This is a genomic window from Streptomyces sp. NPDC101393, assembly GCF_044767385.1.
Lineage (GTDB): Bacteria > Actinomycetota > Actinomycetes > Streptomycetales > Streptomycetaceae > Streptomyces.
Map to the genome: position 1 here is coordinate 25,503 of NZ_JBIWNU010000012.1, position 14,500 is coordinate 40,002.

Sequence of the window (14,500 nt, forward strand, 5' to 3'; positions counted from 1 at the left end):
TGTCCGCGCGGACCCCGCGCACCTCCTTGTCACCACAGGCCTCACTCACCACTCCGGCCACGGGTAGGCCCGTTCCGCTCCGGGCCGCTCACCGGCTGCCCGAACGGGCACTGTCAGTGGGCGCTCCTACAGTTTCCGCATGGCACCCGAAACGCAGCCGGAGACGTCCCCGCAGGCCCTGTTGCAGCAGTGGATCGGCGATCTGCCGTTCCAGCTGCTGCTCCTGGAGAAGGTGCTCCTTCCCGGGGAGTTCCTCTTCGACCACTCCCCTCGGTCACTGGACGCGCTGGAGGGCTGCCTGCTGGAGCACCACGACTCCCTTCAAGGCCCCGAGCAGCAGGCCGAGTTCATGGAGTGCGCGGCGGCTTATCTCGGCGAGGTCCTGCTCGGCGTCGCGGGCGGCGGCTGGGGCTGGAACACCCGGCCGTTCGGCGCTCTCCCCGGGCAGCCCGTCGTCTGCCCGGACCCGGAGCTGGGGCTCTCCCCCGTCGCGCCGATGCTGCTGGCTTCGTACGCCCTCCGGGTCCGCAGCAGGTCCGCGTTCGCCGACGAGGTCGAGCGACTGCGGCAGGCCGTGACGGCGCGGCAGCACGCGGTGGCGGGGTGGGAGCCGGTCAAGGAGCACACCCCGCACGTCGACCCCACACCGCCGCTGCCGGAGGATCCGGTGCTGACGGCGTGGCTGGCCGAGCGGAGCGAGGCGCTCGCCGCCTGGGCCGAGGACGCGTTCGACGGGGCGTGGCGGTGGAGTTTCCACCCCGACACGCTGCAGTGGCTGGAGGCCTCCGTGAAGCGGCGGTTCGCCACGCGGGAGGAATTCGACGCCGCGCAGGACGAGCCGTTCGTGCAGGGCGCCTGCTGGTACATGGGCGAGGTGATCCGGCGGACCAAGGGGGCGGTGTGGCAGTACCTCCCGTTCGATCCGGACGCCGAGCCGCCGGCCCCGGGCTCGCGGGAGAGCGTGTGGACCGAGGTGCCGTTCGTGGACCAGCCGGACAAGCGGCTCGGCGGCGCGGCCGTACCGCTGGGGTGCCTGCGTGAGCTGTTCCTCGACGAGGAGGCGGACGGGACACCGGCGGAGAGCCTGGTGGACACGCTGTTCTGGTTCCGGCCGTCCTCGTACGCGCACGTGGGGGCGCTCCTGGAGCGGATATCCATGGTGTCCCCGGAGAAGGCCCGCAGCGTCCTCGCGGAGTACGCCGACTTCGCCCACAAGGAGCTGCCGCCCCATGAAGTCCCGTCCGTCCTCGAAGCGTTCGGGGTGGCCATCTCGGCCCACGGCGACGACGTCGACCACCTGGAGGAGAGCTACACGGGCATCCTGGAGGCGGCCGCGGCACTCACCGACGGCGCGGTCACCCTCACCGGCGTCCGGCTGCGTGCCGACGAGGAGCACGGCGAGGTCCTGGAGTTCGCCCGCAACGGCGTCGTGGTGACCCAGCCGGTCGAGCACGAGTCGGACGACTACCTCGACCACATGGCGATCATCGAGTGCATCGGCCATGTCGACCCGGACCCCGGCACCGACCCGCGCCGCTTCTACTGGGCCGACTTCGTGCGCCTCAAGGACGCCACCCACGAGACCTCCTTCGTCTTCGCCACACCCGGGCAGGCGGCCGTGCTGGAGAAGGAACTCGGCCTGAACCTGCGCTGACACCGCAGCCCAACTCCGCATCCCCGCATGGTGGTTGTGCCGCCCCGCCGGTCGCTCCGGTTACGCCGCCGCCTCCTTCGGCGCCCGTCGGAAGCGGGTCAGCACGAGGTGGGCGAGAACGCCGAAGAGCAGGCCCCAGAAGGCGGATCCGATGCCGAAGAGGGTGAGTCCCGAGGCGGTCGCGAGGAAGGTGATCAGGGCCGCCTCGCGGTCCTTCGGCTCCTGCACCGCGCCCGTCAGACCGCCGGCCAGCGCGCCCAGCAGCGCGACACCGGCCACCGCCGCGACCAGTTCCCCGGGCAACCCGCCGAAGAGGACCACCAGGGTGGACCCGAACGCCCCGATGAGGAGATAGAACACGCCGCAGGCCACCCCGGCCACGTAGCGGCGCCGGGGGTCGCGGTGGGACTCCGGGCCGGTGCAGAGGGCGGCGGTGATCGCCGCCAGGTTGACGGCGTGCGAGCCGAAGGGCGCCAGCACCGTGGAGACCAGGCCGGTCGTGCCGATCAGCAGCCGGTCATCGGGCTCGTAGCCGGACGCGCGGAGCACGGCCATGCCCGGCGCGTTCTGCGAGGCGAGCGTCGCCAGGATCATCGGCACCGCGATGCCGATGAGAGCGGCGAGGGAGAAGTGCGGCGCGGTCAGGACGGGCCGCGCGAGGGCGATCCGGTCCAGGTGGATGTCCAGGCGGGCGGTGACCGCGGCGGCCGCGACGCCCGCGGCCAGGGCCACCAGCACGGCGTAGCGGGGCAGCAGCCGCTTGGCGAGCAGATAGCCGAGAAGTACCGCACCGGCGATGGCGGGCGCGGTCTTGAGCGCGGTGAACACCCCGGTGCCGAAGGAGAAGAGGATCCCGGCGAGCATCGCCGAGACGACGGCGGCGGGCACCTGCCGCATCAGCCAACCGAACACCCCGCTCATCCCGACCAGGGTGATCACTGCCCCGGTGACGAGGAAGGCGCCGATGGCCTCCGCGTACGAGTAGGCGCCGAGGCCGGTGACCAGCAGGGCGGCACCGGGCGTCGACCAGGCGGTGATCACCGGCATCTTGGTGCGCAGGCTCAGCCCGATGCAGGTGAGGCCGCTGCCGATCGAGATCGCCCAGACCCATGAGCTGGTCTGCGCGGTGCTCAGACGCCCGGCGGACGCCGCGCTGAGGACGATCACCAGCGGCCCCGAGTAGGACACGATGACGGCCACCAGACCGGCTAGCACGGCGGACAGCGAGGCGTCCCGCCGCAGGCCCGGCCGCCGATCCCGTAACGGCCGCAGGCCTTTCGCCGTCGCCGCGGTGGGCCGCGGCGCCTCGACGGCCCGGGAGGAGCCGGAAGCGGGGCCCGAGGCGGGGCCGGGGCCGGGGCCGTCCAGGCTCAACGGGACTCCTCAGCGGTCCGCCCGGTGCCTGCTCCCGGCCGGCCGGCCAGCAGCGCCGCTTCCTTCTCCGGCGCCAGGCCGACCACCGGGCGGTCCGGACGCTGCGGCGCGGCGCCGCCGATGCTCCGCAGCCATGCCCAGGTGTCGGCCACCGTTTCGCCCACGGGACGGCACCGCAGCCCGGCAGTCAGCGTCTTGGTCACGTCGGCGCGGTGCATGGCGTCGTGCATCTCGCCCGGCGGCAGCCATATCGGCAGCTCCCTCCACGGTTCGATACCGGCGGCGAGCACCTCCTGGGGTGCGGTCCAGCGCAGCTCGGCGTCCGAGCCGGTGACCGCCGCACAGCTCTCCAGCAGCTCCCCCATCGTCGTGTGCCCCGGCTCGCTGACCAGGTCGTACGCCCCGCCGAGCCCGCCCTGCAGCGCGTCCAGCGTCCACTCGGCGAGGTCCCGGGCATCGATGTACTGCAGTTCCAGCTCACGCGGCCCCGGCGCGAGCACCGGACCGCCGCGGGCGATCCGGCCCAGCCACCACGGCAGCCGCCCGATGTTCTCGTAGGGGCCGAGGATCAGGCCCGCGCGGACCAGCAGCGCCCGGTCACCGAAGGCGTCGACCGCGGCCAGTTCGCCGCCTCGCTTGGCCCGCGCGTAGTCGTCCGCGTCCCCGTCGTCCGGGGAGCCCGCCACCACCGGGCCCGTCGCGTCGAGCCCGGCCGGCGCGGGGTAGGTGTAGACGGACCGGCTGGAGACATAGGCGTAGCCGCCGGCCCGCCCGGCCAGCAGCCTCGCCGCGTCCCGTACCGCCGTGGGCGCGCCGCTCCAGGTGTCGACGACCGCGTCCCATGCGCCGCCTTCCAGGGCCGCCAGGCCCGCCGCGTCGCCGCGGTCGCCGTGCAGGGCGGCGGCGCCGGCGGGCGGGGAGTGGTGCCCCCGGTGGAACACCGTCACCTGCCAACCGCGCGCGAGCGCCGCCTCGGTGACCGCCCGCCCCACGAACTCCGTACCACCCAGTATCAGAAGCCTCATGCGGCGACTGTGCCCCACCCGCCGCCGCCCGGACCACACTGCACGCTCTCAGCGCAATCGCTGCGGGCAGCATTTTTGAGGGTACGTCAGCGATAGCCCAGCGGGGCGCCACCGGGCGCCACCGGGGCGTCAGTCCTTGGCGAGGACGAAGGACGTACGGACCGCGGTCAGCCCCGGCACCTTCGCCTCGATCAGATACGTACCGGCCGGCACCTTGGCGGGGCTCGGCGTCTTGCACTGCGGGGCACCGGCCCGGCGGTCCCACTTGACGGTGCGCTTCACGGAGCCCTTCGCGGGCACCTTCAGCAGCGCGGAGCCACCGGCCCGCGGGCAGTCGTCGGACGCCCAGACCCGGTCGTCGTCCGCGGTGTCGGTGATGGTGAGCACCGCGGCCTTCCGGCCGAGGTCCACCTTGCAGGCCGCGCCCGCGGAGTTCTTGACCGTGAGCTCGAACTTCGGCTGATCGCCCGGCCCGTAGGAATTCTTGGCACTGGTCAGCACCAACTTCACTTTCCCGGAGCCGCAGTTGGGGAGGGACGCGGCGGCCGGCACGGCAGCACTGCCCGCGCCCTCACCGATCGGCGTACCGCCGGCCGACCCGGCACCCCCGGCTGACGAACCGCCGCCGGCGCCGCCCGATCCGGAGCCACCGCCCGCACCGCCCGACCCGGAGCCGGATGCCCCACCGGACCCGCCGCCGCCCGACTCATCGCGTCCGCCCGGTTTCTGACTGATCGCCGGGCCGGTGGGCGTGGGCCCCGGCGTGATGGACGTCGCGGGACCGTCGCCACCCGACCCCTTGCCTTCGTCGCCGCTCTTGCCGCCGTTCGTGCCCATGGTGACGGCCCACACCACCAGGAGGGCGAGCAGGGCGACGATGGCCAGCGCAACGGCCCTCCGCCGCCAGTAGATGGAGGAGGGAAGCGGCCCGATCGGATTGCGCAGTGATCCCACGCGGAAACCTTACGAGAGATCCGCACGCTCACCGGCCAGTACCCGCCGCACGAAGCTGCAACTTTTCTCATGATCGGCCCGGCGGCGGGTCCGCCTCCGCATTTCCCACCCGATCGACACTGATTCCCCTGATTGCACCGGTTCCGACGCTTCCGGTTTCCCGCTCCCCACCGCCGTCTCCGCTCCGTCCGCCGTTTTCCGGGGCCGCTCCCCTCACCTCCGGCAGGCGCCCGGTGCGCTCCGGGGCGATCCGGGGATGCGGTCTGCCGTTCATCTTCCGTACCGTCAGCGTTCATGAACAGCACGGATCTCTACCGAGACATCACCGACGTTGCGCACGGCGCACCCCACTGGCTCCGCACCCTCGCCGATCTCGGCACCGAGGGCGGGCTGTTGCTCCTGATGGCGGTGGCGGTGCTGGGCTGGTGGCGGGCCCGGAGGGGCGAGCCGCGCGCGGTCGCGCTCGCCGTACTGGTGCCGGTGGCGACCGCCGCCGCCTATGTCCTGAGCGAGATCGTCAAGAGCACGGTCGACGAGGAACGGCCGTGCCGGGCCGTCGTGGGGGCCGCCGCCTCGATCGTGCCGTGCCCGCCCGAGGGCGACTGGTCCTTCCCCAGCAACCACTCGACGATCGCCGCCGCACTCGCCGTCGGCATCTCCATAGCCTGGCGCACCGCGCTCTGGCTCGCCCTGCCCGTCGCCGTGCTGACCGGCTTCTCCCGGATCTTCGTCGGCGTCCACTACCCGCACGACGTCCTCGTCGGCCTGGGCCTCGGCACCCTGATCGCGGCCCTCGCGGTGGCCCTCCTCGGCGATCCCGTCACCAACCTGGTCCTCCGCATGCGGTCGGCTCCGGGCCGCTGGCGGTTGCTGGTGGCGGCGTAGCGCGGCGGCCGACGGCACGGATCCGGTGCGGAGGGGGCGGGGCCGGCTGCGCGTGGGCCCTGCCCCCCGTCACGCGGCGCCCGGCCCCTGCCGCCCGGCCGGGCAGGGGCCACCGAGCGCCTCGCGGACCGGCGGTCCGGCGCCCGCTACTCCTCCCCCCGCTCCCACTCCTCCTTGTGTCCGAAGCCCTGCCCGTTGTCGATCAGCCGGAGCCAGTCGGGGCGCAGCTCCCACAGCGTGGTCCGCTCCAGGGCGCCACGGAGCCGGTCGCTCGCCACGACGAAGGGGAAGCGCTCGGTGTAGATCCGCCAGGCGGCCGCGCGCTCGTCGGCGTCCAGCGGGCGGCAGCCGCCGCGGCCCTGCAGGCCGGTCAGCGCACTCCACTCCTGGCCGTCCCGCTGCGCCGTGAACGCCACCCGCGCCCCGGGCCGGGAGAGGGCCCGGCCGTGCCGGGTCGTGGTCGCCGTGACGAAATACAGCGCGGGGCCGGCGTCCGCGTCCGCCCCCTGCGCCGTCTCCGCGCCGCCGCAGGCGTACAGCACCGCGCACGCCTGCGGCCCCTCCTCGTCCGCGTACGCCAGCGTCATCGTCGTGTGCGCGGCCAGCGCCTGCCGGATCCCGCTCGGGCATCGCCGCCCCGTCATGCGTGCGTCCTCGTCCTCATGCGTGCGTCCTCTTCATCCGTACGTCCCTGTCCTGCGGGCATCCCCGTCCTACGGGCATCCTCACCCGCCGCGGACGGGCCAGGCTCCTCAGGGCGCCGCCCCGTGCGACACGACCGCGCCGACACGCGCGAGCAGCGCCGCCCGCCGCGGCACGTCAACACGCCGCCTTTCCGCTTCTCACCGCCACGACGCCAGGAGTCCGTTGGCGCCCGCGCCCCGGGCCGACGGCCAGGTCTCCGGCGGGCCCCGGTGCCGACGGGGCGTACCGCCGGTAGCCGCCACCCGTACGTACCCGGCCGTCCCGCGTGCGGGTGGGCGCGCGGCAGTACGGGCCCGGTGCGTTTCACGGGCGGGCACGGTCGTGCCAGGATCGTTGGTGCCATGACTTCGACGCCTGTCACCACCTCTGCCACGACCGCCGCCGCCGAGACCGCCTCCGCCGCCGTATCGGCCGCGGAGGCCGCTGACGGAACCGGCCTGCACGGCCCGGTCACCGACTGGTTCGACGAGCACGCCCGCGATCTGCCCTGGCGCCGCCCCGAAGCGGGTGCCTGGGGCGTGATGGTGAGTGAGTTCATGCTGCAGCAGACGCCGGTCAGCCGGGTGCTGCCGGTGTACGAGCAGTGGGTGGCCCGCTGGCCGCGCCCCGCCGACCTGGCCGCCGAGGCGCCGGGCGAGGCGGTGCGTGCCTGGGGCCGGCTCGGGTATCCGCGCCGTGCGCTGCGGCTGCACGCCGCCGCGTCGGCCATACAGGAGCGGCACGGCGGTGACGTCCCGCGCGAGCACGGCCAGTTGCTGGCGCTGCCCGGCGTCGGCGAGTACACGGCAGCGGCCGTCGCGTCGTTCGCGTACGGCCAGCGGCACGCGGTGCTGGACACCAACGTCCGCCGGGTGTTCGCCCGTGCGGTCGCCGGCCGCCAGTACCCGCCGAACGCCACCACCGCCGCCGAACGCAAGCTGGCCCGCGCGCTGCTGCCCGAGGACGAGGCGCTCGCGGCGCGCTGGGCGGCGGCCACGATGGAGCTGGGTGCGCTGGTGTGCACGGCGCGCGGCCCGGAGTGCGGGCGCTGCCCGATCGCCGCGCAGTGCGCCTGGCGGCTGGCAGGCTCCCCGGCGCACGAGGGCCCGGCGCGGCGTACCCAGACGTACGCGGGCACCGACCGGCAGGTGCGCGGCAAGCTGCTGGCCGTCCTGCGGGCGGCGGTCTCGCCGGTGCCGCAGGTGGCGCTGGACGCGGTGTGGCACGAGCCGGTGCAGCGGGCCCGCGCGCTGGACGGGCTGGTCGCCGACGGTCTGGTGGAGCCGCTCGCCGGCGGCCGCTACCGGCTGCCGCTCACATAGGGGGCCTCCGCCGCCGGGTGTCTCCGGGCCGCTTCCCGGCCAATGGGCCTTCCGGCGGGGGCGCTTCTCCCCCAGGAGTATGACGCCCGCAGGCCCGCCGTCCGTCCGAGGTAGGACCCCCGGCGGGCTGTTACACAACCGAGTGTTTTCCGTGCACTCGTTGTGGGGCCGACGCACATTACGCCGCAACACCCCCTCCGTAGCGTCTTCCTCGTGCTGGAGATGACCACCAGCGCGGTCAACGTGGGGAACGCAAGCGGATCGGAGGCGTCGGAATGGCGACCAGCGGCGGCAAGGTACTGGACTTCGAAGAGTACGTACGTACGCGGCAGGAGGCCCTGCTGCGCAGCGCCCGGCGCCTGGTACCCGACCCGGTCGACGCCCAGGACCTGCTCCAGACGGCCCTGGTCCGCACCTACGGGCGCTGGGACGGCATCGCGGACAAGTCGCTGGCGGACGCCTACCTCCGCCGCGTCATGATCAACACCCGCACGGAGTGGTGGCGCGCCCGCAAGCTGGAGGAGGTGCCCACCGAGCAGCTCCCGGACGCGAGCGTGGACGACGGCACCGAGCAGCGCGCCGACCGCGCCCTGCTGATGGACATCCTCGGAGTGCTGGCTCCCAAGCAGCGCAGCGTCGTGGTCCTGCGACACTGGGAGCAGATGAGCACGGAGGAGACCGCGGCGGCACTGGGCATGTCCACGGGGACGGTCAAGAGCACGCTGCACCGGGCGCTGGCCCGGCTGCGTCAGGAGCTGGAGAACCGCGACATCGACGCGCGTGTGCTGGAGCGCGGCGAGCGGGAGCGGGAGCGGTGCGCGGCCTGACCGGCGTACGGCACCCGGCAGCGGGCACCGCCGAGGCCACATCCGAGGCCGGCGCACCGCGCACAGCCCGACGCGCGACAATCACAGCCAGAACAGCACGAGCGACCGGAGAAGCAGTACCGGGTACAGGGCCGGCATCGGGATCAGCGGCTGCGCGAGCAGCACGGTGAGCGGGAGCGGATTGTCCAGGAACAGGTTGACCAGGAACGGGTTGACCAGAGGCGGCGCGGCCACGGCGGGGGTGGCCGCCGTCGGCCTTTTGCTGGCCGGATGCAATCCGGGGGGCGAAGGCGTACGCACCGAAGGCTCGGCGACCGCCACCCCCGTGCCGCACGGCCCGGTCAGCAACTCCCCCTCCCCGACGGCGACCGCCGCGTCCCGCAAGGTCGACGCGGTGGCGCTGGTGAAAGGCGACCCGAAGGTCGGCGGGGATGTGAAGAAGTCCCTCGCCAAACCGTGCGCCGCCGACGAGTACCCGGTCGAGGTGACCTACGCCACACTGACCGGCAGCACATCCCCCGACGTCATCGTCAACGTGATGACCTGCGCGGACTCCGTCGGCATCGGCAGCTACGTCTACCGGAAGCGCGACGGGCGGGCGAGCGGCGACAATGACGGCTACACCAACGTCTTCGCCAACGAGCAGCCGTCGGTCTACGCCGGGGTCAACAAGGGCGAGCTGGAGATCTCCCAGCAGACCTACGCCCCCGGCGACAAGGTGTGCTGCCCCTCCGGCGAGGACGTGCTGACCTACCACTGGGCCCACGACCGCTTCACCGAATACGCCAGCTACCACACCGACTACAGCACGACCACCGTTGACGGCGCCGAGCCGGGCGACGGCACGGAATCGGAGGGTTGAGACAACCGCATGGCCGACACCCATGTGCTCTTCGTCGAGGACGACGACGTCATCCGCGAAGCCACCCAACTCGCGCTCGAACGGGACGGCTTCGTGGTCACCGCGATGCCCGACGGCCTCTCGGGGCTGGAGGCGTTCCGCGCCGACCGGCCCGATATCGCGCTGCTCGATGTGATGGTGCCGGGGCTCGACGGCGTCAGCCTGTGCCGCCGCATCCGTGACGAATCCACCGTTCCCGTGATCATGCTGTCGGCGCGGGCCGACTCCATCGACGTGGTGCTCGGCCTGGAAGCCGGCGCCGACGACTACGTCACCAAGCCGTTCGACGGCGCGGTGCTGGTCGCCCGGATCCGTGCCGTCCTGCGCCGCTTCGGCCACGCCAGCGGCCCGGACGGCGGCGCTTCGGCCGCGGCGGACGCCGGACCGATCGACGAACCGGTGCTGCGCTTCGGTGATCTGGAAGTGGACACCGAGGGCATGGAGGTCCGCAAAGGCGGGGTGAACGTCGCGCTGACGCCGACCGAGATGCGCCTGCTGCTGGAGTTCTCCCACGCACCCGGTACGGTCCTCTCGCGCGACCGGCTGCTGGAGCGCGTATGGGATTACGGCTGGGGCGGGGACACCCGGGTCGTGGACGTCCACGTCCAGCGGCTGCGCGGCAAGATCGGCCAGGACCGGATCGAGACGGTCCGCGGCTTCGGCTACAAGCTGAGAGGCTGACGGCTGCGGTGGTCAGGCTGGCCCTGCGGACAGGACTGAGATGGAAGCTCAGCGCCGCGATCGCGCTCGTCGGAGCGCTGGTCGCGATCGCGCTGAGCCTTGTCGTGCACAACGCCGCCCGGCACTCCATGCTCGACAACAGCCGCGATGTGCAGACCGAGCGGCTCAACTTCACGCAGAAGATCTTCGAGTCGACGAACCGGCTGCAGTTCGGCGCGAAGATCGACGACCCGGCACTGCCACCGGCGCTGCGCCGTGAGGTCGCCAGGAACCAGCGCGCCACCTACCTCCAGGACACCGACGAGACCGCCCCCGAGGTCTGGGCCGCCTCCCCGCTCAGCAACGGCCGGGTGCTGTCCGTCCACGCCCAGTTCCCCGACCGGTTCGCCGTCCTCGACGACCTGGACCAGGCCCTGCTGCTCGGCTCCACCGCGGTCGTCGTCGGCGGCTGCGCGCTGGGCGTCCTGGTCGGCGGGCGGCTCTCGATACGGCTGCGGAAGGCGGCGGCCGCCGCGGGCAAACTCGCCGACGGCGACACCTCGGTCCGTATCCGCGACGAGGTCGGCGGCGGCCGGGTCCGGGACGAGACCGATGACCTGGCCTGGGCGGTGGACGCGATGTCCGACGCCCTCCAGCAGCGCATCGAGGCGGAACGCCGGGTCACCGCCGACATCGCCCACGAGCTGCGCACCCCCGTCACGGGCCTGCTGACCGCGGCCGAACTGCTGCCGCCGGGCCGCCCCTCCGAGCTGGTGCGCGACCGGGCCCAGGCGATGCGCACCCTGGTCGAGGACGTACTGGAAGTGGCCCGCCTCGACGGCTACGCGGAGCGCGCCGAACTCCAGGACGTCGCGCTCGGCGAATTCGTCAGCCGGCGGGTGCGCGCCCTCAACCCGGACATCCATCTCGACGTCGTACGCGACGCGGAGGTCACCACCGACCCGCGCCGCCTGGAGCGCATCCTCGGCAACCTCATCGCCAACGCCGCCCGGCACGGCAAACCGCCCATCGAGGTCACCGTCGAGGGGCGGGTGCTGCGGGTGCGCGACCACGGCACGGGCTTTCCCGAGGCGCTGCTGCGCGAGGGGCCGAGCCGTTTCCGCACCGGCAGCAGCGACCGCGCGGGCCGTGGGCACGGGCTGGGGCTGACCATCGCGGCCGGACAGGCGCGGGTGCTCGGGGCCCGGCTGACCTTCCGCAACGCGGAGGAGATCACCGACGGCTCCACGGGCGCCGTGTCCGTCCTCTGGCTCCCGGAGAACGCCCCGACCGACACCGGCAGCTTCCCGGTCATCCACCTGCCGGACCGCTGAGCTGCCGCGCGCTTCCTGTCATGACGGGGCGCCTCGCGGCACTGCTTGTTGTCACTGGCCCCAGTCCGCGCCCAGGTCGAGCTGCTCGCGGCGCTGGGTCAGCGAGAACCAGTTGCCGGAGTCGTCGCGGAAGATTGCCTCGATGCCGTACGGCCGCTCCTGCGGCTCCTGGACGAACTCCACGCCCTTGGCCTTGAGCTCGGCATACGCGCCGTGCGCATCGTCGGTGGCGAGCACCCCCGCCCCCATCAGACCCTTGCTGACCAGCTGCTTCAGTGCCGTGGCGGACTCCGGGTCCATGCCGGGCGGGCCGGGCACCATCAGCGTCAGCTCGACGTCGGGCTGGTCCTTGCCGCCGACGGTCAGCCAGCGCATGCCCTTCTCGCCGCCCATCCGCATGTCCGTACGGACCTCCAGGCCGAGCTTCTCGGTGTAGAACTCCTTCGCCCGGTCCTGGTCGAGCACCCAGATGGTGCTGATGGCGATTCCCTTGATCATGGCCCGCTCCTCGCTCGCTGCCTGCGCCGTGCGGCGCTGCGCTCCTGCGCCGCCCTGTCACCGTAGGCAGGGCCGTCATCCGTCCGCTTCTCGAGAATTGCGGAGCGGGGCGGACTCCTCGCCGCCACCGGGTGCCCGCTCCCCTCGCCGAAGCTCTTGAAGCCGCCCGCCCCCAGCAGGGCGTAGCAGCCCGGTATGAGAGCCGCACCGCGGCCCGGATGCCGGGCGCGGTACTCGCTCGGGGTCAGCCCGGTCTGCTGCTTGAAGCGGGCGGAGAAGGTGCCGAGGCCGGTGAAGCCGACCGGCACGCAGATTTCGGTGGCCGAGAGGTCGGCGGTGCGCAGCAGCTCTTCGGCGCGCAGCAGCTCTTCGGCGCGCTCGATGCGGCGGCGGCTCGGATACCGGCCCGGGGTCAGGCCGTAGACCTCTTTGAAGGCGCGCGGGAGTGGTAGCGGGAGTAGCCGGCGTGCGCGGCCACCGCGTGCAGGTCGAGCGGCTCGGCCCAGTCGCGGTCCATCGCGTTCTTGGCCCGGCGCAGCTGCCGCAAGCGGCCCTGCTGCTCGGACCGGGGTGCACTGTCCACACCACGATGCCGGCACGCGCCACGGACAACGGCCCGGCGCCGGACGCTCGCCCCACCCGATGTCCCCATACCCGTCCCCGTACACGGCGAGCGGCCCCCGGCGCGTACGCCGGGGGCCGCTCGGACCGGGAAGGAAAGCCGGGTCAGACGGTCTCCGCCACCGGTGCCCGGTCCGCCGGAGCGTCCCCGCCCTCCGGGTTCGCGGCCTGCGTGGCGGGCCCGCCGCGCAGCGGTACCTCCTTGAGGAACCAGGCGGCCGCGAAGCCGATGACGCTGATCACGGCGCCCCACAGGAAGACGTGGTGGGTGCCGGCCGCGACCGCGTGGGAGTACGCGTCCTTGAACATCGGCGGGAGCTTGGCCAGGCTCTTCGGGTCCAGCTGCGCGCCGCCGCTGCTGAGCTTCTCGCCGGCCTTGCCGATCCGCCCGACCATCGTGGCGTTCACCTGGTTGGTGAAGATCGCTCCGAAGATCGCGACGCCGAAGGAGCCGCCGATCGTCCGGAAGAGGGTCGCGGACGAGGAGCCGACGCCCATGTCCTTCATCTCGACGCTGTTCTGGGCGATCAGCATCGTGGTCTGCATCAGGAAGCCCATACCGGCGCCGAGCACCGCCATGAAGAGGCCCGAGGTGAAGCGGGTGGTGCCGGTGTCCATCAGGGACAGCAGCGCGAGGCCCGCGGTGATCAGCCCGCCGCCGACCACGACGAAGACCTTGTACTTGCCCGTGTTGGTGGTGACCCGGCCCGCGAACAGCGAGACGACCATCATGGCCAGCAGCATCGGCAGCAGCAGCAGCCCGGAGTTGGTGGCCGAGGCGCCCTGCACGGTCTGCTGGAACAGCGGCAGGAACGTCATCGACCCGAACATCACGAAGCCGACGAGGAAGCCGATGAGCGTGACCAGGGCGAAGTTGCCGTTACGGAAGATGTGCAGCGGCAGCACCGGCTCGCTGACCTTGCGCTCCACCAGCAGGAAGAGCCCGAGCGCGACGACACCGAGAACGCCGAGGCCGATGATCTGGGCCGAGGCCCAGTCGTACTCCGTGCCGCCCCAGGTGGTGATCAGGACCAGCGAGGTGATGCCGACGGTGAGCAGTGCGGCGCCCACGTAGTCGATCCGGGTCTGCGACCGCTTCTTCGGCAGATGCAGCACCGCGGTCACCATGACCAGCGCGATCGCGCCGAGCGGCAGGTTGATGTAGAAGCTCCAGCGCCAGCCGAGGTGGTCGGTGATGGTGCCGCCGACCAGCGGTCCGCCGATCATCGCGACGGCCATGACGCCGGCCATCATGCCCTGGTACTTGCCGCGCTCACGCGGCGGAATCAGATCACCGATGATCGCCATGACGCCGACCATCAGACCGCCGGCGCCCAGGCCCTGGACGGCGCGGAAGCCGATCAGCTGTCCCATGTCCTGTGCCATACCGGACAGCGCGGAGCCGATCAGGAAGAGCACGATGGACGTGAGGAAGACGCCCTTGCGCCCGTACATGTCGCCGAGCTTGCCCCAGATCGGGGTCGAGGCGGCGGTGGCGAGCGTGTACGCGGTGACCACCCAGGACAGGTGTTCCATGCCGCCGAGCTCACCGACGATGGTCGGCATCGCGGTGCCGACGATCATGTTGTCCAGCATCGCGAGCAGCATCGCGATCATCAGCGCGAAGAGCACGACCCGGACGCTCGCCGGCTGTCTGCCGCCGCTCTCGGCCGTTTTCTGCTGCTCCCCCGCTGGGGTCGCTGTTTGCGACATCCCCATCACTCCCACTTACTTGCCGCCCGGCTAGTTCAGTACAGTGAT

14 protein-coding genes and 1 pseudogene are annotated in these 14,500 nt (G+C 72.6%); 7 read left to right on the plus strand and 8 right to left on the minus strand.

All coding sequences use genetic code 11. The features are described 5' to 3' along the window. The first annotated feature begins 139 nt into the window (after window positions 1-139). The gene (locus tag ACIRQ7_RS32230; RefSeq protein WP_404266147.1) at window positions 140-1,654 is read left to right on the plus strand and encodes a hypothetical protein; all 1,515 of its coding nucleotides are present in this window, start codon (window positions 140-142) and stop codon (window positions 1,652-1,654) included. A 60-nt stretch (window positions 1,655-1,714) separates the two neighbouring features. On the opposite strand, the gene ACIRQ7_RS32235 is transcribed toward ACIRQ7_RS32230, so the two are convergent. The 3 genes from ACIRQ7_RS32235 to ACIRQ7_RS32245 form a co-directional block, all read right to left on the minus strand. Next, the gene (locus ACIRQ7_RS32235; RefSeq protein WP_404266148.1) at window positions 1,715-3,028 is read right to left on the minus strand and encodes a benzoate/H(+) symporter BenE family transporter; all 1,314 of its coding nucleotides are present in this window, start codon (window positions 3,026-3,028) and stop codon (window positions 1,715-1,717) included. Beyond that, window positions 3,025-4,053 carry an NAD-dependent epimerase/dehydratase family protein gene (locus ACIRQ7_RS32240; RefSeq protein ID WP_404266149.1) on the minus strand — a complete coding sequence of 343 codons (1,029 nt, stop codon included), beginning with the start codon at window positions 4,051-4,053 and terminating at the stop codon, window positions 3,025-3,027. Before ACIRQ7_RS32240 ends, ACIRQ7_RS32235 begins: the two co-directional genes overlap by 4 nt. Before the next feature lie 129 nt (window positions 4,054-4,182). Next, complete coding sequence (locus ACIRQ7_RS32245) at window positions 4,183-5,007, minus strand: hypothetical protein (protein ID WP_404266150.1); 825 nt, start codon at window positions 5,005-5,007, stop codon at window positions 4,183-4,185. A 294-nt stretch (window positions 5,008-5,301) separates the two neighbouring features. Here ACIRQ7_RS32245 and ACIRQ7_RS32250 point away from each other — a divergent pair, with 294 nt between their 5' ends. Continuing rightward, window positions 5,302-5,892, plus strand: a complete 591-nt coding sequence (locus ACIRQ7_RS32250; RefSeq protein ID WP_404266151.1) for a phosphatase PAP2 family protein — start codon at window positions 5,302-5,304, stop codon at window positions 5,890-5,892. Between the two features lie 146 nt (window positions 5,893-6,038). On the opposite strand, the gene ACIRQ7_RS32255 is transcribed toward ACIRQ7_RS32250, so the two are convergent. After that, on the minus strand, window positions 6,039-6,536 hold the full coding sequence (locus ACIRQ7_RS32255; protein ID WP_404266152.1) for a pyridoxamine 5'-phosphate oxidase: 498 nt from the start codon (window positions 6,534-6,536) through the stop codon (window positions 6,039-6,041). 402 nt (window positions 6,537-6,938) lie between these two features. Here ACIRQ7_RS32255 and ACIRQ7_RS32260 point away from each other — a divergent pair, with 402 nt between their 5' ends. Both ACIRQ7_RS32260 and ACIRQ7_RS32265 read left to right on the plus strand, forming a co-directional pair. Further along, entirely contained in the window at window positions 6,939-7,898 is a 960-nt protein-coding gene (locus tag ACIRQ7_RS32260; RefSeq protein WP_404266153.1) for an A/G-specific adenine glycosylase, read from the plus strand. Window positions 7,899-8,173: 275 nt separating this feature from the next. Then, window positions 8,174-8,725 carry a SigE family RNA polymerase sigma factor gene (locus ACIRQ7_RS32265; RefSeq protein WP_401465742.1) on the plus strand — a complete coding sequence of 184 codons (552 nt, stop codon included), beginning with the start codon at window positions 8,174-8,176 and terminating at the stop codon, window positions 8,723-8,725. Window positions 8,726-8,806: 81 nt separating this feature from the next. On the opposite strand, the gene ACIRQ7_RS32270 is transcribed toward ACIRQ7_RS32265, so the two are convergent. Continuing rightward, window positions 8,807-8,959, minus strand: a complete 153-nt coding sequence (locus ACIRQ7_RS32270; RefSeq protein ID WP_404266154.1) for a hypothetical protein — start codon at window positions 8,957-8,959, stop codon at window positions 8,807-8,809. Here ACIRQ7_RS32270 and ACIRQ7_RS32275 point away from each other — a divergent pair. The 3 genes from ACIRQ7_RS32275 to cseC are packed head-to-tail and all read left to right on the plus strand — an operon-like array spanning window position 8,937 to window position 11,620. After that, on the plus strand, window positions 8,937-9,587 hold the full coding sequence (locus ACIRQ7_RS32275; RefSeq protein ID WP_404266155.1) for a hypothetical protein: 651 nt from the start codon (window positions 8,937-8,939) through the stop codon (window positions 9,585-9,587). The genes ACIRQ7_RS32270 and ACIRQ7_RS32275 overlap by 23 nt on opposite strands. A gap of 9 nt (window positions 9,588-9,596) precedes the next feature. Then, the gene (gene cseB / locus ACIRQ7_RS32280; protein WP_401465733.1) at window positions 9,597-10,307 is read left to right on the plus strand and encodes a two-component system response regulator CseB; all 711 of its coding nucleotides are present in this window, start codon (window positions 9,597-9,599) and stop codon (window positions 10,305-10,307) included. 8 nt (window positions 10,308-10,315) lie between these two features. Continuing rightward, complete coding sequence (gene cseC / locus ACIRQ7_RS32285; protein WP_401465730.1) at window positions 10,316-11,620, plus strand: two-component system sensor histidine kinase CseC; 1,305 nt, start codon at window positions 10,316-10,318, stop codon at window positions 11,618-11,620. Between the two features lie 51 nt (window positions 11,621-11,671). On the opposite strand, the gene ACIRQ7_RS32290 is transcribed toward cseC, so the two are convergent. From ACIRQ7_RS32290 to ACIRQ7_RS32300, 3 genes and pseudogenes are all read right to left on the minus strand, one after another. Beyond that, the gene (locus ACIRQ7_RS32290) at window positions 11,672-12,118 is read right to left on the minus strand and encodes a VOC family protein (RefSeq protein WP_404266156.1); all 447 of its coding nucleotides are present in this window, start codon (window positions 12,116-12,118) and stop codon (window positions 11,672-11,674) included. Then, window positions 12,115-12,635, minus strand: a pseudogene (locus ACIRQ7_RS32295) (helix-turn-helix transcriptional regulator). The gene ACIRQ7_RS32290 and the pseudogene ACIRQ7_RS32295 overlap by 4 nt, the downstream one beginning before the upstream one ends. A gap of 209 nt (window positions 12,636-12,844) precedes the next feature. Beyond that, entirely contained in the window at window positions 12,845-14,458 is a 1,614-nt protein-coding gene (locus tag ACIRQ7_RS32300) for an MDR family MFS transporter (protein WP_404266157.1), read from the minus strand. Window positions 14,459-14,500 lie beyond the last annotated feature (42 nt).

Excerpts from the sequence above, each read along its gene's own strand:
- ACIRQ7_RS32260 (WP_404266153.1), top strand. The coding sequence starts at position 6,939 with ATGACTTCGACGCCTGTCACCACCTCTGCCACGACCGCCGCCGCCGAG.
- ACIRQ7_RS32230 (WP_404266147.1), top strand. The coding sequence starts at position 140 with ATGGCACCCGAAACGCAGCCGGAGACGTCCCCGCAGGCCCTGTTGCAG.
- ACIRQ7_RS32290 (WP_404266156.1), bottom strand. The coding sequence starts at position 12,118 with ATGATCAAGGGAATCGCCATCAGCACCATCTGGGTGCTCGACCAGGAC.
- ACIRQ7_RS32240 (WP_404266149.1), bottom strand. The coding sequence starts at position 4,053 with ATGAGGCTTCTGATACTGGGTGGTACGGAGTTCGTGGGGCGGGCGGTC.
- ACIRQ7_RS32250 (WP_404266151.1), top strand. The coding sequence starts at position 5,302 with ATGAACAGCACGGATCTCTACCGAGACATCACCGACGTTGCGCACGGC.
- cseB (WP_401465733.1), top strand. The coding sequence starts at position 9,597 with ATGGCCGACACCCATGTGCTCTTCGTCGAGGACGACGACGTCATCCGC.
- ACIRQ7_RS32265 (WP_401465742.1), top strand. The coding sequence starts at position 8,174 with ATGGCGACCAGCGGCGGCAAGGTACTGGACTTCGAAGAGTACGTACGT.
- ACIRQ7_RS32300 (WP_404266157.1), bottom strand. The coding sequence starts at position 14,458 with ATGGGGATGTCGCAAACAGCGACCCCAGCGGGGGAGCAGCAGAAAACG.
- ACIRQ7_RS32255 (WP_404266152.1), bottom strand. The coding sequence starts at position 6,536 with ATGACGGGGCGGCGATGCCCGAGCGGGATCCGGCAGGCGCTGGCCGCG.